The organism is Desulfosporosinus orientis DSM 765 (assembly GCF_000235605.1).
GTDB lineage: Bacteria > Bacillota > Desulfitobacteriia > Desulfitobacteriales > Desulfitobacteriaceae > Desulfosporosinus > Desulfosporosinus orientis.
On the sequence record NC_016584.1, the window covers coordinates 1,014,317 to 1,035,952 of the forward strand.

Genomic DNA, 21,636 nt, shown 5'->3' on the forward strand with positions numbered 1-21,636 from the left:
TATGGAGGAGTTCATGGAGGAAACTTCCGTTACCATTCCTAGAACAAAAGAAAAGAGCTTAGGATTTACTCTTGTTGAAATAATGATTGTCGTGGCAGTGATAGGAATTATAGCAATGGTATCAGTTCCAAAGTATCAAGGACTTACGGATCATTACCATTTAGAGTCTTCGGCTCAAATGTTAGCAGGAAAGTTACGTAATGCTAAACAGTATGCTATGGACCGGCGGACCAACGTATATGTCTTGTTGAATTCTAATTCAGCTCAGATCTTTTATTTTAATGATACTACTAAAGAGTATACTTCCTTGGAAACTAAAGACGACTTTGATCGGGGTGTTCATTTTGCATATACCTCTGGCACAGGACTTGAAACGATACCTTCGAATGGGGGAGTTGATAATATCCCTTTGGATTTTGATACTGTTGAGGATCGTTGCCTAATATTTGACAGAAAAGGTTTTCTCAAAACCAGTCCTGTAAGCATTACATTGACTAATTCTCGTTCCTTGCCCCAGTCTGTTAGTGTTGACTTAAGTTCTGATACCCTTGAAGTTAAGATTAATTGGTGATGAGTTTGATGTAGTAAACAAAAAGGGGTAAGACATTAATGCGCCGAAAAGAAAAAGGAATGACAGTATTAGAAGTCATTATAGCCATTACAATTTTATTAATCGGAACAAGTTTTGTAGTTCAAAGCAATTCCTTGTCCTATAACTATTTAAAAAAGCAGGAAATACACCAGCAAATGGTCTTTTTCGCTGCAGGGCGGATGGAAGCAGCTTTAGAAGGGAAAACATCCTTTGATAGTACAATAATGGCTTATCCATTTAATACTTTCACCACAACTTTTGTAGATCACACTATTGCTCCGGATGACAGGAACCTTGACATACCTGTATTAGATGGGAAGACGATGGCTTTAATCCCATTTAAAGTGATTATATCGGCACCGGGCCAAGCTGATGTTGAAATGTATAACTATCAGGTAAATTTACATGATGATTAATTGGATTGCTAATAGCAATGATGATTACCCCAAAAATAATGGTTTCACTTTAGTAGAAGTAATGATTGCTGTTTCGATTTTTGGCCTCCTTTTGCTATATGTTTTTCAAATAATGCATATGCAGTTTGGTTTTTTTCAGAGTGCCAGTAAGGAAAATGACCTTAATCACAATACTCGTGCAGCAATGATGCATATTTTAGACGAGATCAGGCTCAACCCTAATGCAGAAAAGGATAGGTTTTCAACCGGCAATGTTCCCCCGGTTAAAAAGTACTATTATCCCGGTGATGCGGGTTTTGACGAAGGTGTTTATTACGTTTATCGGGACCCTGACGACATTAATACTGAGATTGAGTGCTGTTTAATAAATATTAATCCTCAAAACACTGCAAGCTTGCCTGAAGGCCCATTTATTTATCTGGTAGGTTCGGAATTATGGTATCGTGATGTTAATAATAACAATAAACTAATTTCTGATCAGATTAAATCCATAAAGCTATCAACTGAACCTGGGCTCGAGCATATAGATAGGCTTTTGAAAATAGAAATTACAGCCTTAGACAATAGCCAACTCATTTCCTGGATACGTTTATATTAGAGGGAGAGAACAACATGCGAGAACGTGGTTCAGCCCTTTTGACAGCTGTCGTGGCTATAATGGTATTACTCCTTATATCGGGTATTCTTTTTTCTTTTATCAAAAATCAGTTTAGCCTGCAATCAGGTGAAGAAAAAGCTTTAAAAGCTTATTATTTGGCAGATGCAGGTGCGAGTTATGGAGTTGCGTATTGTAACGATTACATATTAAATCATGATGAAGTTAATGAAAGGGACAGGATACCGGTGCCGCCACCAGAAAGCAACCCTTTTGGTTCGAAATATGGCGGATACTTTGAAGTGAAAGAGCTATTGGTTAGTGACAAATATCTCAATTCCGATGGTACAAAATATGTGTACATTATAACAGCAACTTGCGACGGCTATTTTCCCAGTAAAACAGATTCTAATCATATTTTACGATCAATTAAAAAAGATTTTGCATTTACAATAGATGTTCCGCCCGAACCCCCTGAGCCTCCAGAAGGCCCATAGTTAATTGTTCCTGATTTCGTTGCCTTTAAGTTTAAAAAGCATCTATTGTTGATTAGGGCTTGTATTTAGTAAGATTTAGAGAGATTTGTTTTGGAGGTGGAGACATGGATAAGGTTAAATACATTAGAATACTATGTAAATTTATAGTTGTATGGTTTATCCTTATTAGTTCATTACCTGTTGAAGCTACGTTTGCTGCCAGTCCTAATTCTTCTAAAACTTTTGCTATCTCGAGCAGTGGCGAGTTTACAAAAAAGGCAACTATCAGCAACCTAGTAGTTAATGTGAATCAGTCTTTTTCTCTCTACTTTTATGCGACAAATGGGGGAAAGGCACAATGTCCAGAAGTCTTAGAAGACATGCCTTTGGCAGTTAATTTAATCAATCCAAATGGTCAATCAACCAATTATAATCTCATAATACCCAAAGGCCCTGCTAATACGTACGGGATTTTGACAAATATCAGTTGTAATGTAAGCGGAAAATGGATTGTTAAGGTATCAGGAGACCCAGGAAAAGGAACCGTTACTGTAACGGACACGTTTACTGTTGTAGGAGAGCAAACTTCACTGAATATTATTCCTCCTGCAGCGATAATTTCCATGGGTTCAACCCAACAGTTTGAAGCAGTCATTAATAATGATAATTCTAGCAATGGCATTACTGGAACCGCCTTAGACTATGCGCTGTTTTCAGGAAGTACTTCATCTACTTTAGCACTGAACGGTTCAGAGTTTAATATTAACGGAAGTACCCATACTAATAAAGATTTTGTAGCGTCGGTTTATAAGCTTAATATATCAGGGAAATGTGAGGCTGTTAAAAGCGTAACACTTAATGGCAACCAAAATGATATAAAAATAGGAGAGGTTGTGCAAAATGCCTCCTCTGTAACTATGCCGGATGTAAACGATGAAATCATAGCGTTAGCACAAGAAACAGGACAAATTTATAGTAGCAGTAAAATGTTTTCGGGCAACAACTTTACTTTTGATTCACCTGTTTATGTAAATGGTAATTTAGATATATATTGCAATCAGTTTAAAGGGACAGGTCCTATTGTAGCGACTGGTAACATTACGATTTATTCAACATCATTATCGGTTACTAATAATGCTCCTGTCTGTCTATATTCAAAGAATGGAAATATTACTGTAGGTAATTCAAGTGTGGATTTAAACGGTTTGGTTTATGCACCCAATGGCACGATAACAATGAATGGATCGATACTTACAATCTTAGGAAGAGTGATAGGAAAAGAAGTAGTGATACATCCTTACAAATTAACCATTGATAGTAGTAATAATGACTTATCAAGTCTGATAACTACGGGTGAAACACCTAATCCTCAGATAACTTGGTCTAGCAGCAACCCGAATGTGGCAACCATTAATGCTTCCGGTTTGGCTACTAGCGTTGGCCCAGGGACCTGTACAATTACAGCAAGCTGTACAGTGAATAACATTCTTTACACAGATACTGCCCAGCTCACTGTTGTGTTGCCTACACTGGAAATTACGCCTGCATATACAACGATTTCATCAGGGTCTACTCAGCAATATCATGTGTTACGTACTGATTATGATGAAGATCCCATAGATATTACATCATCTGTTCTTTGGTCTACTTCTACCAGCGGCTATCCCTTTTTGGCATCAGTCACAATTAGTCAATCTGGTTTGGCTAGTGTGCAAGGGGATGGAACCTTTACGATAACAGCAACAGATTCCAGCAGTGGTGTCAGCTGCACTGCCACTCTTATAATCAGAATGCCAACCATAAATATCAATCCGGATGTTACAAACATTGTTTCGGGTGCAACTCAACAGTATTATGCCAGATTGACAGACTTCAGTGGAAATTCTACCATTATTACTGATTCAGCGCACTGGTCAAGTAATGATACTAATGTTGCCATAGTCAGTGATTCAGGTTTAGTTACGGGAAAGGTAGCCGGAAGCTGCCAGATCACCGTACTTGATAGTATCAGTGGGGCAAACAGTAACTTTACGTTAACTGTAATGGTTCCGACACAATTAAAGGTTATTTCCACTAATACTGAAGCGCTCAACATTAATGATACCCTTCAACTAAGTGCAATCTTAGTTTATCCTGACGGCTCCACTAAAGATGTTACGGATTCGGTAATATGGACATCGGAGAATGCAAATGTTGCAGCTTGTGACGATGACGGTGAAGTTACAGGACAAGGCGGAGGTCAATGCGTAATTACGGCCATGGATACTGTTTCTGGATTAAGCGGAGAGATTACTGTATCAGTAAAACCTGCATTAATTCTTAGTCCTTCCTCGAAAGTAATTCCCATTGGCTTTAATCAACAATATAATGCTCTGCTGGTTTATGCCGATGGAACTGAGCCCCAAGATGTTACAGGCAGGGTAACTTGGCTTAGCAGTGATACTGGTATAGCAGAGATAGATAGTTCGGGTTTGGCTACAGGAAAGTCTGAGGGCAGTTGTAAAATTACTGCTAATGATAATACAACCGGTTCTCAAGGTTCGTCGGAATTAACCATAAAAAATGTTACAGATTTAAAAATAACCCCAGTATTAGATGTTCTTTTTGAAGGGAATACTCAACAATTCAAGCTGAAGTTTAGTGATGGAACAGTTTCGGATGTATTAACAGACATAGCTGAATGGACCAGCAGCAATTCTCATGTTGCATCGATAAAATCTGGTCTAGTCCAGGGAATAAAAGCAGGAACTTGTACAATCACAGCAACTGTCCAGATCAATGGACAAACTTTTAAAGGTTCATTTTTATTAACCGTTATCCCCAAAGAAGGCGGGATTATCAGAGCTTGGGAACAATAAGGAAGTTCAAGGAGAAGAAAATGTTTAGCAAGAAGCTTTCTTTAGCAGTCATTCAGGGACAAAGTTGGACGTTTGCTCAAGTTAAAAAGAATAAATTTAAATTAAAAGTTACAAAGCTTTCTCAGTATTCTGCAGAGGGGGATTATACAGATATAATTGAGTCTAAGGTTATAGAGAATAATTCATATGAGGATTCAGAGTTAACCATGGTTTCAGAACCCAGTGAACTTGAGTCAATTACTCAACTTAAAGCTTGGCTTAAAGAAAATAAAGTGCCGACAAAAAAATTAAAACTTGCATTTTCTTGTCCAGGGACGATTACGAGAATGATTACTTTACCCAAAATGCCAGCTAAAGATCTAGATAAGCTGCTAACTGAACAGGTTTCCCAATACTTTACTTTTAATGTTGCTGATTACCTAGTTGACTATAGAATTGTCGATGTTTTTGAAGAAGAAGGACAAAAGAGGCAGAGAATACTTTTAGCGGCTTTGCCAATACTTCAATGGAAAACGTTTTGTTCAAGCTTAGAAAAAATGGGTTTGAAGCCGGCTGTGATTGATCTCACCGCTGATAGTCTTGCTCGACTTTATGGAAAACTTCTTGATCAGGAAAAACCGATCAAGAAGAGGGACGATCCCAGTGATAAAATTTCAGATATTGCAATTGTAGATTTAGGGACAAAGCGTGTCGAATTTATTCTTTTAGAGAAAGGCCTATTCTTCCTTTATTCGGATCAAGAAGCAGAATTAGTGGGTCTGAATCCTGCGCAAAATTCTGTTCAGAATGAGCATTCAAGCAATTCAAGTGGAAGTTTAGAAGATCTACTCAATCCTGTATTGCGAACGCTGGGTGAGTTTTTAACATTCTTTGCTGCTAGGCATTTTGGGAAATCCATTGATTACATTTTTTTAACCGGAGAACTTGCTGACTTGCCGATGGTTAAAGAATTATTTGAAACTAGTTTAGGGGTTGAGACGCGACAGGGTTTTCCGGGAGAATGGAGACCGGAATTTGTTCGTCAAGCAAAAGAAAAACATATAAATTGGATGAAATATGGCAGTCTTTATGGTTTAGCTTTGCGGGAGGATTAGATGCGGCGAAAACATAATTTTAATTTTGCACTTGCCTGGAAAGCTCAGCTTAGAAAAGAGTCTTCAAATGGCAGGTTTTACTTTCGGACAGAAGAAATAATTATATTTATTAGTGTTCTTCTTGGTCTAATAGTAATTGCTTCTTCACCTTGGATATGGAATTACAAATTAAATTTGGATCTGACAAAAACAAATAATTTAATTCTAAGCTTTAAGAATATTGATGAAAAAGTCCAAAAACTGAATACATTAACAAAACAGGTTCAAAATTTGAAATCAGTTAGTGAACTGTCCGAAAGAAGCACACATGATCCAGGTCCGGTATTAGAGAAGATTCGTTTATTATTGCCGATAGGAACTAAAATTAAATCGTTTTCTCTGCAAGCCGATAATTCTCTTTTGCTTGTAGTAAGTATTCCAACACCAGTCGATGTGGCACGCCTTTGGACAAGTCTACAAAATTCCAATCTCTTTCAAAATGTTGACATCCAAACCATTTCGTTGCTTGATCAATCTCAGGACTTTAATCTATCTTTGAAAATAAAGTGAAAAATTCTGAATTAGTAGGCGGAAAATAAATGAAAAAAGAAGAAATTCAGAAATTAGTACTTATGCTTATTATTGGATTCGGCATTTGTTACTCATACTATACGTATCTCTTTATTCCTCAATGGGCTCTTATTAGAACAAATACTGTTAAACTAAATGAGCGCAGAGATTATTACCAACGTTTAATTGATTATTCGGCAAATGTTTCTGAGATTGAAAGGGAAATGAAACTTTTAACAACTCAAGAAAGTCAATTACTGAGTCAGACATCAACAAAGTTAGATAAGCCAGAGATATTGGTCTATCTCTACAATACTGCTAAACAATATCATGTTATCCCTGATAAAGTGGTTTTTGGGCAACCATTAAAGAAAGGAACTTATCAAGAATTGCCCCTGACTTTCACGTTCTCTGGTCAAGTTGATTTAGTGCTCAGTATAATTAAGCATTTACAGTACGCAGGTACTCCAAGATTTGCTATTCAGAATACTAAGCTAGTTAATCAACAAGGGGAATTACAAGTGGAGTTAAAAATGACCTTATACTGTCCTAACAAAGCGGTTAGTGGGATATCTAAGGATGCAAAACCACCCTATATGATTTATCCTTTTGGTACAGCCACAAATGCACAGATTTTTCAGGAATAATTTATAAGGAATGTTTTGTATAGTAGAACCAATCTGTTTCGTTTCCGGAAAAGAGGTTCTACTTTTTTTATCTTTAGGTGGATAAGCAAAAACTTACCCCTTTACGCATAGTATTAAAATACGTGCGAAAGGGGTGAGATGATGTTCGCGGAACTCTTTTTTGTCAGTATTGCACTCTCAGTGATTAAGGGAGTTACTTTATTAGTCTCATATATCAACAATAATGCCTTTCCCCAGCCTTTGAATGAGCAGGAGGAAGCGCGTTATTTGAAAATCTTGAGTGAGAGCAAAACTGAACCATTTACCCTCACCAGTGAGGTTGAGAACGCGCGTAACACATTGGTCGAGCATAATTTGCGGTTAGTGGCACACTTGGTTAAAAAATTTGACGGGACGGGGGAAGATGGGGATGATTTAATATCTATTGGAACAATCGGTTTAATTAAGGGAATTAACACGTTTGATCCAAATAAAGGGACTAAGCTTGCGACCTATGCTGCTCGATGCATCGAAAATGAAATTTTAATGCACTTGCGGTCCCTGAAAAAATCCCGGGGTGAAGTCTCTATATACGATCCCATCGGCACAGATAAAGAGGGCAACGAAATCTCACTTATTGATGTTTTGGGCTCCAACGAGGAAGATATTTCTTTAAAAGTTGAAAATGAATCCGAACAAAAGGCTTTACTCGAACTAGTCAAAAAGTTGACTAAGAGAGAAAAATTAGTTTTGCAGCTGCGTTATGGTTTAATGAACAGTCCTAAACGAACTCAGCGAGAAATTGCCAAAGCTTTAGATATTTCTAGATCTTATGTATCCCGCATTGAGAAAAAAGCGATTCAGAAACTCATGGATGAGATGGCAAAGATTGATCCAAATAGGTAAAACCATTACTTGCTCTTGCGGTATTCTCTAAGGTATAATGAGATAAACTTATGCACTTTGGAGGATTCTATGTTAGAGTATTTTCGACCGACACGTCAAGCTAGTTCCCTCGATTCAATTTCTGTTCAACAACTGGTTCGGGATGGGATTCGCGGGCTCATTATTGACTTAGATAATACAATGACACCTTGGAATGATATGGAGGTCGGCCCTAAAGTTGAGGTTTGGTTTAAGAAAGTAAAATCAGCAGGAATTCGCGCGTGTGTAGTATCTAATAACAGCAAGCGTCAGAGAGTAGCCGTTGTTGCCGACCGCTTAGGAATTCCCTTCGTTTTTGGGGCGACAAAACCAAGGCGAAGAGCATTTCAGGCTGGTATGAGGATACTGGAAACAGGACAGCAAGATACAGCGGTTATCGGGGATCAGTTATTTACGGATATATTAGGTGGAAATCGTCTTGGTTTATATACAATTTTGGTCACACCCATTAATGACCATGAGTTTATCGGAACACGGATTATGCGTCGGATTGAAAAGGTGCTTGTTTGGCTGATGAAGCATTTTGCTTCGGCGAAACCCTATAGCCCGAAAATTCATTAACATTAAGGAATGGCTAAGCCATTCCTTTTCGCTATTTAAATAAATAAGTAAAGGGATGTTTTAAGTGGAAAAGCACTTTGCAGTTATTGGTGATCCAATTGAACATTCTCTCTCTCCTTGGATGCATAATGCGGGGTATAAGACCCTCGAGATTGATGCTGAGTATCAACGTTTCCGGGTTGAAACCAACCATTTGGCAGAGAGTATAAAGGGGCTTTGTGCTCTGGGGTTTTCAGGGTGGAATGTTACGATTCCTCATAAGGAGTCGATTATTCCTTACCTTGACCATCTTACACCCCAGGCGAAACGCGCACAGGCAGTTAATACGGTGAAATATCATCAGGGGCAATTAATTGGCCATAATACAGATGGGGATGGATTTATTCGTTCCGTAGAAGTTGACCTTAGGGAATTTGAAGGGAAGAAAGCAGTTCTCTTAGGAGCCGGCGGAGCCTGTAAAGGGATTGCTCTGGCTTTAGCCGAGCAGGGGATGGAATTAACGATTCTTAATCGAACGCCGGAAAAGGCGGAAAAATTAGTTGAACTTATTCTTAAAGAAGGAGGCAAAGCTTCTTCTGGGAGGTTTGCTCCGGGAGGATGGCTTGAGACCGTCGACCTCTTAGTTCAGACAACATCTGTGGGCCTGCATCGAGAACCTTTTCCCTTTTCTTTAGAAGGAATTTCTAAGCAGGCGCTGGTTGTAGATATTATCTTTAACCCTATGGAGACTCTTTTTTTGAAAGAAGCCAAGAAACTAGGATGCCGAACCCAAAATGGTTTAGGCATGCTTTTATATCAAGGGGCTCTGGCTTGGGAGTTTTGGCTTGGAAGGCAGGCGCCTGTGGAAGAAATGGGAAAGGCATTAAAGAATCGACTCTTAGAGCGGATGTTTTATAAAGAAAAATAAAGGAAGAGTGGAATGAGTAATGTTAGAGGGGAAGACTGCGGATTCACACTCCTGGAAATGTTGCTTGTTTTAATTCTATTAGCAGGGGCAGGTTTTTATCTTCTGATTAAACTTCCTGTTAACTTTGAAAGACAACGCCTTGCTTTTGAGTCTACACAATTATTGGAAGAGATTCGAGATGCCCGACAAGCGGCCATGGCAGAAAATAATTGGTACGCAGTTAAGTTTTACTATCAAACTGGGAATCACCATTATCAAATCTTTCAACAAGGCAAAATGATAAAAAATATTTATTTGCAGGATGGGGTTGAATTCTTGGGCAGCCCTGGGGATTTAACTTTTAACGCTTTAGGACGAAGTGTGGGTACCACCATTACTTTGACTAATTCCGCTGGCGAGCGAAAAAGCGTGATAGTTGCACCGGTAGGCATGAGAATTCGGGAAAAGTAGGCGTATAGAGAGAAGGGATGAATGTGCGGTTTTTAACGGCCGGCGAATCACACGGACAAAAATTAGTAGGAATCATTGAAGGTATTCCGGCAGGAATTAGTATTTCAAAAGATGAAATTGATAAAGCTTTACGAAAACGTCAGCAAGGTCCCGGACGGGGCGGTAGGATGGCTATTGAAAAAGATGAGATTATGCTTGTTTCCGGTGTCCGGGGGGGCTTAAGCACCGGGGCCCCTATTGCTTTGGAAATTCTCAATAAGGACTGGGAAAATTGGGAGAAGTACATGACTTGGAGAGAGAATGCTGATCTGGAAAGCAGGAAAGTAATCATGCCCCGTCCTGGGCATGCAGATTTGTCGGGGTCTCTAAAATACCGTACAGAGGTCCGGAATATCCTGGAAAGAGCAAGTGCTCGGGAAACGGCCATGAGGGTTGCGATTGGGAGTATTGCTCGCCAAATCTTGTCCTTCTTAGGGGTAACCATCAAAGGTCATGTTCTTGCTGTCGGCGGTGTCCACGCTCAACGAAGGGATGATCATGATTTTTGGCAGCAAGTGGAGCAATCTGAGTGGTCGGTAGGAGACCCACTTGCTGAGAAAGAGATGTACAAGCTGGTGGATCTTGCCAAGAAGCAAGGAGAATCCTTAGGAGGGCTTCTGGAAGTACAAGTTCATCATGTCCCGGCAGGTTTAGGGTCTCATGTCCAGTGGGACCGAAAATTAGACGGAAAATTAGCTCAAGCGGTTCTCTCTGTACAGGCCATGAAAGGAGTATCCTTTGGCTTAGGCTTTGAAGCAGGAGAACGGATGGGTTCAAAAGTTCACGATCCGATTCGCTATACAGCAGGACAAGGCTACAGCAGAGTTTCCAATAATGCCGGAGGAATTGAGGGTGGAATGAGCAATGGGGAACCTATTATCCTGCAAGCGGTAATGAAGCCGATTCCAACCCTTTATCAGCCCTTGGATACCGTTCATTTAGAAACGAAAGAGGTTGTCAAGGCCAGTGTGGAACGGTCAGATGTTTGCGCAGTACCGGCAGCTTTGGTTGTTTTGGAGCATGTTGTGGCTTGGGTTATTGCTGTAGCAGTGCTGGAAAAGTTTCCGGCTGACAATGCGGTTGATTTACAAGCCGCTTGGCAGAGTTATGGAGATTATTTAACACTAAATCAATGAGAGGAAGGATTTCCATGCGAAATATTGTTCTCATTGGATTTATGGGAACTGGTAAAAGTACGGTTGGCAAGCGCTTAGCTCAGTCACTGGCTTGGGATTTTGTTGATACGGATTATGAAATCGGAGCAGTCACGGACTTAAGTGTCAGTGAAATTTTTCGCCGCTATGGGGAGACCCGTTTTCGTTCAGAAGAAAGCATCGTTGTGGACAGGATCAGCCGGCAGGAACGTCTGGTGATAGCAACCGGCGGAGGGACTGCATTAAACCCGGCCAATTGGAGCGCTTTGGCTGAAAATGGAGTTATTATTGCTCTCCATGCCACCTTAGACGCAATTCTTGCCCGGATTGGACATAAAAATGATCGTCCGTTGCTTAAGGGACCTAAAGAGGCTATTGAAAAGTTATGGATTGAGCGGCAGAAGTGTTATGCTCAGGCGGATTATATTGTGGATACTTCTCAAAAGACCGTGGATGAAGTGGTAAGAGAAATTCTTGCCCTGTTAGAGAGGATGGCGAAAAATGAGTTTAGTGACGTGGCAAAAGATTGATGTAGCGGCAAAGGACCCTTACCCGGTTTTCTTAGGGGCCTCTCTCGAAGAGTTGGGAGAATACTTGCATCGCCATTATCGGGATATAGAACACATCTTGGTTGTTTCAAATCCCGTGATAGCAGACATCTATTGGGAGCGCCTGAAGCAAGGACTTATGAATTACCGTCTGAATCTATTAATAGTTCCTGCGGGAGAAAACGAAAAATCCCTTGATCGTTTAAGTCAGCTTACCACAGAAGCTCTCCGTTGCGGCGCCGACCGAAAAACCCTGGTCATAGCTCTTGGTGGCGGAGTAATCGGAGATTTGACGGGATTTTTCGCCAGTATCTTCATGCGAGGAGTACGCTTCATTCAGGTTCCAACCACATTGTTGGCTCAGGTGGATAGTAGTATTGGCGGAAAAGTGGCGGTCAATCACCCGGCAGGTAAAAATATTCTCGGTGCCTTTTACCCGCCTCTCGCAGTTTGGACAGACTTTTCGACCTTGGAAACGTTAGAGTGGGACGAGGTGGAAAATGGTTTAGCCGAAAGCATTAAACACGCTATAATTTCTGACTTGGCCTTATTTGAGTTTTTTGAGAATGAACAACAGCGTATTAAACAACGGGATAAAACCATTTGGAGAGAAATGGTGACCAGGTCTTCAGCAGTTAAAGTGAAGATTGTTTCAGAAGACGAACATGAGCAAGGTATTCGAGGTTTGTTAAATCTTGGTCATAGCTTCGGACATGCCTTAGAAACACAAATGAATTACTCAGGAATTACTCATGGACAAGGGGTTAGTATCGGGATCGTTGCGGCTGCTCATTTGGCTCATGCTAAAGGGTTGATGTCCAGAGCGGAGGTTGAAAGGGCGAGAAGGCTCCTCGAAGTCTTTGGATTACCAACCACGATAAAGGAGCAAAACCCGCAGACGTTGCTGCAGCATATGCAGGCGGATAAGAAAAATCAAGGCGGCCGCAAAATTCTTATTTTGCCGAAAGGGATCGGCCAGGCCATTGTCTCAAGGGAGTGTACAGATCAGGAGATTTTATCTGCCTGGCAGCAGGTCATAGCTTAAGAAACTTAAAAACTATTTAATCTGACAAAGAGAAATCTTTGTCAGATTTTTTTGCAAAAAATGCAAAATTGAAATCTATTAGAGATATATTGGAGAGAATGACAAATTTAGGCATATCCTAGGATATTAATGTCAGTCTAGAAGGGATTTCATCATCAATAGAGAATGAAAAAAGAATTATGTATTAATGATTGGAAAGTTGTGGGTTGCACATTGGGAACCGGGAATAATCAAAATCATTATGCAGGCTTCACGCTTTGGGAAATTCTGGTTGTCCTTTTCTTAATGGGAATTCTCTTAATGTCTTTTACCCCACATTTTGGTTCGGCAAGCAGCTTGGTAAGGAAGCAGATGGATCAGGCAAACATCCGGAGAATTGAAGGAGCAGTTCAGCTTTATAAAATTGATGTAGGAACGTTTCCTCTCAGTGTAGAGGATTTAGTAAACTCTCCGGATGGAGTGAGGGGATGGCACGGCCCATATATAAAAGAAATTCCTCATAGTCCTTATAACACAGAACAGGACTACCAGATTAACTCTTCCGGACGAGTAACTCATGCTTCGCCTGGCCAGGAAGAATAACGGTTGGCGGGGTCGAAGGGGGCAGGGACCATTCAAGAGTCATGTGAATGTAGAAAAGCTAAAGGTTATGTCATGTTCGATGTACTGTTTGCTCTTTTCCTTTTTTCCTTAGGATTTGGAGTTCTCTTTGAATTAACTGCAGCAGCCCTATCAGAATCAAGCCAGGCCACGAGCCTTATGGAAGGAGCTAATCTTGCCCAAGAAACTATGGATCAGCTGGCAGCCCATAGTTGGAGTGAGAATATTGCCTGCGGTGATTGTATCCCTGGTGAAGCGGTGGAAGGAACCCAGGGTAAATTTTGTTGGCATGTTTACTCTCAATGGCAGGATATCCCCCAACTATTAAAGGTAAGTATTGAGGTTACTTGGACGGAACGGGGAACTCCTTATCAATATAAATTGGAGACCCTCTATGCAGTTGAATAGGAAGGCGGAAACCCAAGAACAGGGTATGACCTTGATGGAGGTATTGTTTGCCTTGCTGATTTCGGGCATCTTTTTGATGGTAGCCATGGGTCTGTTCACTGATCAGTGGCGTGGAGCGCGGGTACTAAAAAATCATTTGGAAGCCCAGTATTCCGTGTTGACGGCAGGTAAAACGCTTTCCGATGCCATCCGTATGTCTCAACGGACAACCTGGGAAGAGACTGGTCAATTAAAGGTTCTGCCATTGCCTGATGAATCAACTCCCCGGCCAACTCAGGATTCCTATTTCTTGGATGATTTAGATGGTAATGGTCAGGCGGATCTTTATTGGCGGCATGCAGGAGTTTCTCAGCCCGTGGCAAGTCATCTCATCAGTTGGGAGTGCAGGGAGGTTGAACCGGGATTGTGGAAAATTGTCTTACAAGCGAAGGTCGATGGTCAAGGAGCTGCTTGGCAAACCTTGATTCGCCAGCGGGTAATTGGGCTGGCTCCTTAACCGGGGATAATGTTAACATGCGGGGCAGCAAATGTTTCGGCTATATTAGCTTGCTTATCTTACTCTTGTTAACTGTGTTTTCCGGACTGGGGATGGAGAGCTATCTTAAAGCCAATGCCGAAAACCGGATGGTAAAGCGTGAAACTCAAAGCAGACAAGCGCTCTACTTAGCTGAAGGTGGGATTGAGTGGGCAAAGGCTCATCTCCTTGTCAATTCGGAACTGCGGGGGGGAAGCTTAACCTTTGACACAGGACATACTGATATTCAGATAGAAGAAAGCGGAGGGGAATATACTGTGTTAGCAACGGGACTATCCGGAAGAGCTGTTCGCAAAATTGAAGCGCGTATATTATTAATGGACGGAGCCTGGGCTATAAACAGTTATCAGGAACTTCATAGGTGAGGTTTATGAATAATGAAGAGGAGTTTATCCGGTTTTTATTGGCCAAGGGCTATATCCCTAATGCCCAGGTATCTAAAGGGTTAAGCTTTAAGGGTGGAGAATCCATGGCAGACGCCCTGGTGCGGACAGGTATCCTAAGCCAAACTCAATTGGCGGAAGCGGTACGTCAATATTTAGAGATTCCGGAAATAAAACTGACGAGAGTCACAATTGACCCTGCTGTGGCCTGTTTAGTTCCCGAAGGTATGGCTCGTCGCTATACCCTTATTCCCTATGAACGTTATTTCGGAGTATTAAAGGTAGCAATGTATGACCCAACCCACGAACGGGCTTTAAGAGATGTTAGAATGTTTACGGGGTTTGAGATTGAACCGGTGTTTGCCGAGAAGGAGGAAATCGAGGCTGCCATCCGACAATATTTAACGGTAGAGCAATCCGTAGCTCAGCTTGCTCATTTAGAGAATAATGTTTTTAAAAATCCGGGCGTTTCAGTGGATGCAACGGAATCAAGAGAACTTGATTCTTTAGAAGATGAAGCCCCCACCTTAAGATTCGTTAATTCCGTATTGCATGAGGCCATTGCTCAGGGTGTCAGCGACATCCATTGGGAACCTCGCAAAGAGGTTTTTTTAGTTCGTTATCGCGTAGACGGTAAACTCCTTAAAAAATATGATCTATCACCAAAGGCTGCACGAGGTATTGTTTCATGTTTAAAAGTAATGGCCCAGATGAATGTTGCTGAACGCCGGTTTCCTCAAGATGGGCGTATGACATTTTCAACAGGGCTTCGTTATATCGACTTAAGAATGTCTTCTATGCCTACCGTATTCGGAGAGAAAATTGTGGTACGGCTCTTAGACCCGGAGATGGCGCAGCTTCCCCTCAAGGACTTAGGCATGCGTACTGAAGTTCAAGCAGGAGTTCAAGCTCTGCTGAAACGTCCGAATGGGTTGCTGCTGGTCGTTGGGCCAACGGGAAGCGGCAAGACAACAACACTCTATGCTTTGCTTAGAGAATTAAATGCTGAAGAGCAAAACATTATATCCATCGAAGAGCCGGTAGAATATCAGTTAGAAGGGGTCAATCAGGTACAGGTAAACCTTTCTGCCGGCTTAAGCTTTCCGGTAGGTTTAAAGCATATTTTGCGTCAAGATCCGGATGTTATTATGATTGGGGAAATTCGCGATCAAGAAACAGCGAGAATCGCTATTACAGCCTCCCTTACCGGACATTTGGTTTTGTCCACTTTACATACAAACACAGCTGCAGAGGCTTTAGCTCGATTGATTGACATGGGAGTTGAACCCTACTTGTTGGCTTCCGCTGTCAGTGGGGTTCTGTCACAGCGTCTGGTACGGCAGTTATGCGGCCATTGCAAGACTGGGTATACAATTTCTGCAGCAGAAAAAAGAGATCTGGGGTTTCCTGCTTCCATTAATAAACTGTATCGGTCTGTCGGATGTCCAGAATGCCTGGGGACAGGTTATCGCGGCAGGGTGGGAATTCATGAATTCCTGCTTTATAATCAAGAAATTAAGGAACTGGTTCTGGCTGTACAAAATGCCAGGGATATCGAACTACAGGCCGTGGTATCGGGAATGCTGACGGTTTACGAAGATGGTATGATGAAAGCCAGCCAAGGAATTACGTCAGTAGAGGAAGTTTTAAGGGTTACTTCAGGAATTGAAGGATAAGAAGGGATTGGGGAATCATGGCTTCATTACAAGAACTTTTTCACTTAGCCGGAGAAAAAAAAGCCTCTGATATACATTTAACGGTTGAGAGCCCTCCTGTTTTACGTATTAATGGATCTTTGCTTCAGAACAAGATGGAAAAACTTACTCAGGCAGATTTAAACCATTATGCCAATTCTCTGATGAATGAGAATCAAGCTAAACGATTTGCTGAGTTCGGCGAGTTGGATATGTCCTATAGTTTGCCGGGTGTCGGGCGCTATCGGGTTAACATCTTCCGGCAGAGAGGGTCTATTGGCATTGTCATTCGTTTAATTCCTTTTGTCATCCCCAGTCCGGAAGCCTTAGGACTTCCTCCTGTAAGTATAGAACTAGCCAAACTCCATAAAGGATTGGTTTTGGTGACTGGCCCGACTGGGAGCGGTAAATCGACAACCTTAGCTTCTCTAATTGATTACATCAATCAAACTCGAGCTTGTCATATCATGACAATTGAAGACCCCATTGAATATTTGCACAGACATAAACTGAGCTTAGTTAATCAGCGAGAGGTTGGCAACGATACTTATTCCTTTACGAACGCCTTGCGGGCTGTATTGAGACAAGATCCGGATGTCGTTTTAGTGGGAGAAATGCGGGATTTAGAAACCATCGCGACAGCTATCACTGCTGCTGAGACGGGGCACTTGGTCTTTAGCACCCTGCATACCAACGATGCTACTCAGTCTGTGGATCGTATGATCGATGTTTTTCCGCCTCATCAGCAGCAGCAAATCCGTGTGCAGCTGGCGGCAGTTTTAGAAGGAATTATGTCTCAACAATTGTTCCCCAGGGCGGATGGCAAAGGGAGAGTGGCCGCTATTGAAGTCATGGCAGCAACCCCGGCAGTCCGGAGCCTTATAAGGGAAGGGAAAACCCATCAGCTTCCGACAGTTATACAAACTAATGCCAAGTTGGGAATGCAAACTATGGATAAGGCAATTATGGATTTAGTGAAAAAGGGGCTTGTGGCTTATGATGTTGCCCAAGAAAAGCTGCAGAGTCCCGATAGCTTAAGAAGGTGAGCGGGAACTATTACTTCTGGAAAGCAGTTGACCCTAATGGCAAGATTCAGCGCGGAGCCTGGTCAGGAGATGGAATTTCAGAGGTACAAACTCGCTTAAGGCAGGAAAGCTATTTCCCCATAAGTGTGCGGTCGGTCTTTCAATGGAAAAATGCTCTTTTTCTCTCTGGAGCTTATAGGTGGAGCAGTTTTTTTCGTCGTCTTGCCACACTGCTGGAAGCTGGCATTCCCTTGCTCCAGGCCTTGGAGATTATAACTTCCAGTGAAGAGAAAAGCTCCCGCGAGCAGGAACAATGGAGATGCCTTAAGGAGCAAGTTGAAGGAGGGAATGATCTTTCCGAGGCTCTGGCCCTTTTAAACCCAAGCCCCAATTCCTTTATACTCTCTATGGTTAAAGCAGGCGAGTACACTGGAACAGTTGCCAAAGTCCTCTCTGAGGTAGCTGATGAGTTAGAGCATGAGTATGTTTATAACCAGCAAGTCAAAGCTGCTCTCGCCTACCCTATGGTACTGTTTGCAACGGTTCTTTTAGTAATTTATGTTCTTTCTGTGTGGGTTCTTCCCATGTACCAAAAACTCTTCCTGAGTGTTGGCGCTAAAGATTTACCATTTTTGACTAAAGTCATATTTGGGGTTAGTCAAAAACTTCCCCTTATTATGGGGGGGATTCTTAGCTTAGTCAGTGTGAGTTTCCTGGTTCTGAGATTCACTTGGCGAGAACGCTGGAAAATTAAATTGGAGAGTATTTTGGGGCGTATGCCTCTAGTGGGGAAAATCTATCGGCTTCGGGATCTGGTTCAATTCAGCAATATGTTAGAGCGTTTACTGAAAGCTGGGATTCCCCTATTAGAAGGGTTGCGCCTGACGGCGGGAACTTTGCGCAGTCCTGAAATGTTGGAGCTTATTAATCAGCTCGTCATAAATGTACGTCAAGGCGAACGAATGGCGCCATTGTTGAGGGAAAGCAGAATCTTCCCTAAAGAAGGTGCTGTTATGATCGAAATTGCTGAAGAATCAGGAGAGCTTGAGCACATGTTTCGTTATGTGGCACAAATGTTTCGCCGTGATTTGGAAGAAAAGCTGAATCGGGTCATGCGTATGATCGGACCGGTTCTTATTTTAGTCGTAGCAGCTTTGGTTGGTTTTGTTGCCTGTGGGGTTATACTTCCTATTTTTGATCTCAGTTCACATCTTGAATAACATAAAAGACAGTTAGAGACAGTCAAAAGAAGCCTGAATGAGAAGCTTTAAATAAGTGCTTATCTGCTGAACGTTGTTATGAAGATGAAGGAGGAGATTGGGATGAATTATCTCAAACGTGACAAGGGATTTACGCTATTAGAAGTGTTGGCTGTGATCATCATTATTGCCGGGCTTGCTGCTATAGCCATTCCAAAATTAGTTTCCAGCACTGCAAATGCGCGCCAAAAGGCGGACGTGGCGACGGCACATCAGGTTAAAGCCGCCTTAGACCGATATCAGCTTGAAAATGGAAAATATCCGGACTTGACGGTATCGGATGATGGTGAAGTGACTTGCACAGGATTTATTCCCCAATATATCAGCAAGCTGGATAAATCCACCACCCAGCAAATTGCTGAAGGTAAGGAAGGTTTCGGTCTCGCGTCATTAGTTGAAGATGAATTCAATTATGTCATTCCCGAAGATGATGAAGGAGAATCCCCTTCCAACCTTATTATGATTTATATGTCCGATGACGACATGGCCGCCGAAGTCCGGGCCTATAATGAAAATCTGAGCGAAATTCTTTGGACGTCTGCCAATTAGATGGTTAGCGAGATTTGCGTATTGTTGCAACTTACTTGGCACAGCAGAACTAACCTGAAAGAGAGGCTATGTATTTGTACTTTATAAGTATTTCCCTAGGGCTGTTAGGACTCTTAATTGGAAGTTTTCTGAATGTGGTCATTTATCGAGTTCCTCAAGGTCAATCCATTGTCTGGCCCGGTTCACATTGTCCGGTTTGCGGACATGGCCTTAGGGCATGGGAATTAATTCCTGCGCTGAGCTTTTTAATTCAAAAAGGACAATGCCGAAACTGTCAATCCCCAATTTCTTGGCGTTACCCGGCTGTAGAACTCTTAACTGGAATACTCTTCTTTTTTGCCGGACTCTCAAGCCTAACTACATACCTTCATCCCGCCCGGTTGTTAGTAAATCTGGTTTTTGTATCAGTACTCATTGCCTTAGCTTTTATCGATTTAGATACCTTTCGTTTGCCAGACCTCCTCACCCTTCCCCTACTGGGTCTGGGAATGATAAGTGCTTTTCTCATTCCAGGCAGCCCAACTTTGAGTGAAAGCCTCTTCAGTGCCTTAGGCGCGGGGGCAGCCTTTTTAGTCATTGCTCTTGTGTATCCCCAAGGAATGGGTCTTGGTGATGTAAAATTAGTGGCTGCTATGGGAGCCTTTTTAGGATTCCCAGCAATCTTTTTGGCGATATTTACGGGAAGCCTAGCCGGATCTTTGGTGGGGATTTTTCTGCTTGCGACGGGTCAGAAACGTTTTCGTCAACAGATTCCTTTTGGACCTTATCTCGCTTTTGGAGCAATTTTGACTTTATTGTGGGGCTCGCCAGTCTTGAACTGGTACTGGTCTATAGTAGGTTAATTAAAGGAGGTCATCCATGGAAAAAAATTCCTTGGTTTTTGAATTGACGGATAGGGAAATTCGAGGGTTTTACCTTTCCGCCCCTCCCTTTAGGAAATTCGGTCATAAAGAAACAGAAGTCAAAGTTGACCGCATACCAATACCGACTGGAATCATTGAACAAGGGATGGTTCGTAAGGAACAAAATCTCATAGAGATATTGTCTAAATACCGTCCTCAGGGAAAGGTCAACTATTACAAGGTAGGTTTAGCTATTCCTTTGCTTCAAGGCTTTATCGGCATCTATACCGTCCCTGGCTTGCAAAGCGTGATCGGAAATCTGCCATAGCCTTATTAGTCAATGAAGAAATCGCAATACCAAAGTCGGATGTTATTTATGACTTCTCGGTTATTGATGAGGTGAAACACCAGAGCTTACGGGTGTTATTAGGCGCAGCCCGCCGCAGTCTGCTTGAAAAATATATCTCAATTTTTGCACAAGCGGGCTTCAGAGTGACAGATATTAATTTTACATATGCTGTTTTAGGGCAAGCCTTAGGATTTAAGGCCGATGAAGATGTATTATACCTCCAAGAAGAAACGGAAACAATGCAAATTGTCCTGTTTCGAGGGATGGCACCGGAAAGTGTTCGTTCCCTGCCTGCTCATCATGAGCAGCTTGAAACTGAAATCCGCCGCTTTCTTCTGTTTCAAGGAGCACAGCAGCAGAAACTTAATCTGAATCGAATCATTTGGAGCGGGAATTCCCATGTCGAACAACTGGCCCGGGAGTTGTCAGACTCAAATTATGAAGTAACTGTAGAGAAAGCTGTACTCAATAATAGTTTAGACTCTTGTCAACGGATCGGGCAGGGAGGTCAGAGTTTTGAAATTGCGGTCATGGGATATGGCATGCAAATCTCAGCAAATCAACCCCGGCTTAATCTTTGGCGGCAGCCAGACTCCGAAGAAATGGCAAGGCAAACTTATCGAAAATTAGTGCTGTTAGCTTCTGTGCTCTTTCTATGCCTTAATGTAACTTGGTTATTCTTTGAACATCGGCTATTGCTTTTGCAAGAAGAAGTAAAAACTCTATCTGGTCAAGGTTCGCAGATTGAGGAACAGAATAAGAATCAAGAAGCTCTTCTTGCCGTTTGGAATAAAACCAACCGTCCCTCAGATGGTGTAGGAGAGAAACTTACTCAAGTGAGGGCTTTGTCGGGATCAGAATTTAAGATTGAACAGGTGATTTTCAAACAAGGCAGCTTGTCTGTTCGCGGCAGTGCCATGAATTCTCAAGGCGTCCAAACTGTGCTGCAAGCCTTACACACTATGGGATGGGAAAACCCGGCATTATCCAGCTATAAACTTGATGCTGACAACACAATTCATTTTATCTTAAGTGCCACTATGCCGGCTGCCTTCGCCGGAGGCTAATCAGCAAAACAGTTTTGCAAAGAAGGGCTAATACGTGCGAAGACAGTGTCTTCGTGTGTGTGCGCGCGGA

The 21,636-nt window shown here is 42.1% G+C and carries 26 protein-coding genes; all 26 read left to right on the plus strand.

The annotated features are described in order from the left end of the window. Nucleotides 1-13: 13 nt before the first annotated feature. The 26 genes from DESOR_RS27270 to DESOR_RS04960 all read left to right on the plus strand — a co-directional run bounded on the left by DESOR_RS27270 (nt 14) and on the right by DESOR_RS04960 (nt 21,566). On the plus strand, nt 14-571 hold the full coding sequence (locus DESOR_RS27270) for a pilus assembly FimT family protein (RefSeq protein ID WP_014183488.1): 558 nt from the start codon (nt 14-16) through the stop codon (nt 569-571). Between the two features lie 38 nt (nt 572-609). Further along, a complete protein-coding gene (locus tag DESOR_RS27275) occupies nt 610-1,008 on the plus strand; it encodes a type II secretion system protein (RefSeq protein ID WP_014183489.1) in 399 nt (132 codons plus the stop codon). Continuing rightward, nucleotides 998-1,606: a PilW family protein gene (locus DESOR_RS04850; protein WP_014183490.1), complete on the plus strand. Its 609-nt coding sequence runs from the start codon at nt 998-1,000 to the stop codon at nt 1,604-1,606. The genes DESOR_RS27275 and DESOR_RS04850 overlap by 11 nt, the downstream gene beginning before the upstream one ends. A 14-nt stretch (nt 1,607-1,620) precedes the next feature. After that, entirely contained in the window at nt 1,621-2,100 is a 480-nt protein-coding gene (locus DESOR_RS04855) for a hypothetical protein (protein ID WP_014183491.1), read from the plus strand. A gap of 104 nt (nt 2,101-2,204) precedes the next feature. Further along, the gene (locus DESOR_RS04860; RefSeq protein WP_014183492.1) at nt 2,205-4,937 is read left to right on the plus strand and encodes an Ig-like domain-containing protein; all 2,733 of its coding nucleotides are present in this window, start codon (nt 2,205-2,207) and stop codon (nt 4,935-4,937) included. Between the two features lie 20 nt (nt 4,938-4,957). After that, a complete protein-coding gene (gene pilM, locus DESOR_RS04865; RefSeq protein WP_014183493.1) occupies nt 4,958-6,031 on the plus strand; it encodes a type IV pilus biogenesis protein PilM in 1,074 nt (357 codons plus the stop codon). After that, nucleotides 6,032-6,580, plus strand: a complete 549-nt coding sequence (locus DESOR_RS04870) for a PilN domain-containing protein (protein ID WP_014183494.1) — start codon at nt 6,032-6,034, stop codon at nt 6,578-6,580. Nucleotides 6,581-6,609: 29 nt separating this feature from the next. After that, on the plus strand, nt 6,610-7,227 hold the full coding sequence (locus DESOR_RS04875) for a hypothetical protein (RefSeq protein WP_014183495.1): 618 nt from the start codon (nt 6,610-6,612) through the stop codon (nt 7,225-7,227). A gap of 141 nt (nt 7,228-7,368) precedes the next feature. After that, entirely contained in the window at nt 7,369-8,112 is a 744-nt protein-coding gene (sigK, locus tag DESOR_RS04880) for an RNA polymerase sporulation sigma factor SigK (protein ID WP_042330819.1), read from the plus strand. A gap of 69 nt (nt 8,113-8,181) precedes the next feature. Further along, complete coding sequence (locus tag DESOR_RS04885) at nt 8,182-8,712, plus strand: YqeG family HAD IIIA-type phosphatase (protein ID WP_014183497.1); 531 nt, start codon at nt 8,182-8,184, stop codon at nt 8,710-8,712. 64 nt (nt 8,713-8,776) lie between these two features. After that, nucleotides 8,777-9,619 (plus strand): shikimate dehydrogenase, encoded by an 843-nt coding sequence (gene aroE, locus DESOR_RS04890; RefSeq protein ID WP_014183498.1) that lies wholly within the window; start codon nt 8,777-8,779, stop codon nt 9,617-9,619. A 12-nt stretch (nt 9,620-9,631) separates the two neighbouring features. Then, on the plus strand, nt 9,632-10,069 hold the full coding sequence (locus DESOR_RS04895) for a prepilin-type N-terminal cleavage/methylation domain-containing protein (RefSeq protein WP_014183499.1): 438 nt from the start codon (nt 9,632-9,634) through the stop codon (nt 10,067-10,069). A gap of 23 nt (nt 10,070-10,092) precedes the next feature. Then, a complete protein-coding gene (aroC, locus tag DESOR_RS04900; protein ID WP_014183500.1) occupies nt 10,093-11,244 on the plus strand; it encodes a chorismate synthase in 1,152 nt (383 codons plus the stop codon). A gap of 14 nt (nt 11,245-11,258) precedes the next feature. Then, nucleotides 11,259-11,792 carry a shikimate kinase gene (locus DESOR_RS04905; RefSeq protein WP_014183501.1) on the plus strand — a complete coding sequence of 178 codons (534 nt, stop codon included), beginning with the start codon at nt 11,259-11,261 and terminating at the stop codon, nt 11,790-11,792. Continuing rightward, entirely contained in the window at nt 11,764-12,855 is a 1,092-nt protein-coding gene (gene aroB, locus DESOR_RS04910) for a 3-dehydroquinate synthase (RefSeq protein ID WP_014183502.1), read from the plus strand. The genes DESOR_RS04905 and aroB overlap by 29 nt, the downstream gene beginning before the upstream one ends. A 165-nt stretch (nt 12,856-13,020) precedes the next feature. Beyond that, nucleotides 13,021-13,437 carry a competence type IV pilus major pilin ComGC gene (locus DESOR_RS04915; protein WP_148265227.1) on the plus strand — a complete coding sequence of 139 codons (417 nt, stop codon included), beginning with the start codon at nt 13,021-13,023 and terminating at the stop codon, nt 13,435-13,437. Nucleotides 13,438-13,440: 3 nt separating this feature from the next. Continuing rightward, a complete protein-coding gene (locus tag DESOR_RS04920) occupies nt 13,441-13,863 on the plus strand; it encodes a hypothetical protein (protein WP_242832455.1) in 423 nt (140 codons plus the stop codon). Further along, complete coding sequence (locus DESOR_RS04925; protein ID WP_014183505.1) at nt 13,850-14,359, plus strand: PulJ/GspJ family protein; 510 nt, start codon at nt 13,850-13,852, stop codon at nt 14,357-14,359. Before DESOR_RS04920 ends, DESOR_RS04925 begins: the two co-directional genes overlap by 14 nt. A 17-nt stretch (nt 14,360-14,376) precedes the next feature. Continuing rightward, a complete protein-coding gene (locus DESOR_RS04930) occupies nt 14,377-14,763 on the plus strand; it encodes a hypothetical protein (RefSeq protein ID WP_042330825.1) in 387 nt (128 codons plus the stop codon). A gap of 5 nt (nt 14,764-14,768) precedes the next feature. Then, nucleotides 14,769-16,457 (plus strand): GspE/PulE family protein, encoded by a 1,689-nt coding sequence (locus DESOR_RS04935; protein ID WP_042330827.1) that lies wholly within the window; start codon nt 14,769-14,771, stop codon nt 16,455-16,457. Nucleotides 16,458-16,474: 17 nt separating this feature from the next. Beyond that, complete coding sequence (locus tag DESOR_RS04940) at nt 16,475-17,521, plus strand: type IV pilus twitching motility protein PilT (protein ID WP_014183508.1); 1,047 nt, start codon at nt 16,475-16,477, stop codon at nt 17,519-17,521. Further along, nucleotides 17,518-18,720 carry a type II secretion system F family protein gene (locus tag DESOR_RS04945; protein ID WP_014183509.1) on the plus strand — a complete coding sequence of 401 codons (1,203 nt, stop codon included), beginning with the start codon at nt 17,518-17,520 and terminating at the stop codon, nt 18,718-18,720. The genes DESOR_RS04940 and DESOR_RS04945 overlap by 4 nt, the downstream gene beginning before the upstream one ends. Nucleotides 18,721-18,822: 102 nt before the next feature. Next, nucleotides 18,823-19,308, plus strand: coding sequence for a type II secretion system protein (locus tag DESOR_RS04950; RefSeq protein ID WP_014183510.1), 486 nt, complete (start codon nt 18,823-18,825; stop codon nt 19,306-19,308). A 74-nt stretch (nt 19,309-19,382) separates the two neighbouring features. Further along, on the plus strand, nt 19,383-20,150 hold the full coding sequence (locus DESOR_RS04955) for a prepilin peptidase (protein ID WP_014183511.1): 768 nt from the start codon (nt 19,383-19,385) through the stop codon (nt 20,148-20,150). Between the two features lie 16 nt (nt 20,151-20,166). Then, nucleotides 20,167-20,478 (plus strand): hypothetical protein, encoded by a 312-nt coding sequence (locus DESOR_RS27280; protein ID WP_052304274.1) that lies wholly within the window; start codon nt 20,167-20,169, stop codon nt 20,476-20,478. A 71-nt stretch (nt 20,479-20,549) separates the two neighbouring features. After that, the gene (locus DESOR_RS04960) at nt 20,550-21,566 is read left to right on the plus strand and encodes a type IV pilus biogenesis protein PilM (protein WP_148265228.1); all 1,017 of its coding nucleotides are present in this window, start codon (nt 20,550-20,552) and stop codon (nt 21,564-21,566) included. Nucleotides 21,567-21,636: the final 70 nt, after the last annotated feature.

Coding starts and splice junctions, on each gene's coding strand:
- DESOR_RS27270 (WP_014183488.1), top strand. CDS start 14: ATGGAGGAAACTTCCGTTACCATTCCTAGAACAAAAGAAAAGAGCTTA.
- DESOR_RS27275 (WP_014183489.1), top strand. CDS start 610: ATGCGCCGAAAAGAAAAAGGAATGACAGTATTAGAAGTCATTATAGCC.
- DESOR_RS04850 (WP_014183490.1), top strand. CDS start 998: ATGATGATTAATTGGATTGCTAATAGCAATGATGATTACCCCAAAAAT.
- DESOR_RS04855 (WP_014183491.1), top strand. CDS start 1,621: ATGCGAGAACGTGGTTCAGCCCTTTTGACAGCTGTCGTGGCTATAATG.
- DESOR_RS04860 (WP_014183492.1), top strand. CDS start 2,205: ATGGATAAGGTTAAATACATTAGAATACTATGTAAATTTATAGTTGTA.
- pilM (WP_014183493.1), top strand. CDS start 4,958: ATGTTTAGCAAGAAGCTTTCTTTAGCAGTCATTCAGGGACAAAGTTGG.
- DESOR_RS04870 (WP_014183494.1), top strand. CDS start 6,032: ATGCGGCGAAAACATAATTTTAATTTTGCACTTGCCTGGAAAGCTCAG.
- DESOR_RS04875 (WP_014183495.1), top strand. CDS start 6,610: ATGAAAAAAGAAGAAATTCAGAAATTAGTACTTATGCTTATTATTGGA.
- sigK (WP_042330819.1), top strand. CDS start 7,369: ATGTTCGCGGAACTCTTTTTTGTCAGTATTGCACTCTCAGTGATTAAG.
- DESOR_RS04885 (WP_014183497.1), top strand. CDS start 8,182: ATGTTAGAGTATTTTCGACCGACACGTCAAGCTAGTTCCCTCGATTCA.
- DESOR_RS04895 (WP_014183499.1), top strand. CDS start 9,632: ATGAGTAATGTTAGAGGGGAAGACTGCGGATTCACACTCCTGGAAATG.
- DESOR_RS04905 (WP_014183501.1), top strand. CDS start 11,259: ATGCGAAATATTGTTCTCATTGGATTTATGGGAACTGGTAAAAGTACG.
- aroB (WP_014183502.1), top strand. CDS start 11,764: ATGAGTTTAGTGACGTGGCAAAAGATTGATGTAGCGGCAAAGGACCCT.
- DESOR_RS04915 (WP_148265227.1), top strand. CDS start 13,021: ATGAAAAAAGAATTATGTATTAATGATTGGAAAGTTGTGGGTTGCACA.
- DESOR_RS04925 (WP_014183505.1), top strand. CDS start 13,850: ATGCAGTTGAATAGGAAGGCGGAAACCCAAGAACAGGGTATGACCTTG.
- DESOR_RS04930 (WP_042330825.1), top strand. CDS start 14,377: ATGCGGGGCAGCAAATGTTTCGGCTATATTAGCTTGCTTATCTTACTC.
- DESOR_RS04935 (WP_042330827.1), top strand. CDS start 14,769: ATGAATAATGAAGAGGAGTTTATCCGGTTTTTATTGGCCAAGGGCTAT.
- DESOR_RS04940 (WP_014183508.1), top strand. CDS start 16,475: ATGGCTTCATTACAAGAACTTTTTCACTTAGCCGGAGAAAAAAAAGCC.
- DESOR_RS04950 (WP_014183510.1), top strand. CDS start 18,823: ATGAATTATCTCAAACGTGACAAGGGATTTACGCTATTAGAAGTGTTG.
- DESOR_RS27280 (WP_052304274.1), top strand. CDS start 20,167: ATGGAAAAAAATTCCTTGGTTTTTGAATTGACGGATAGGGAAATTCGA.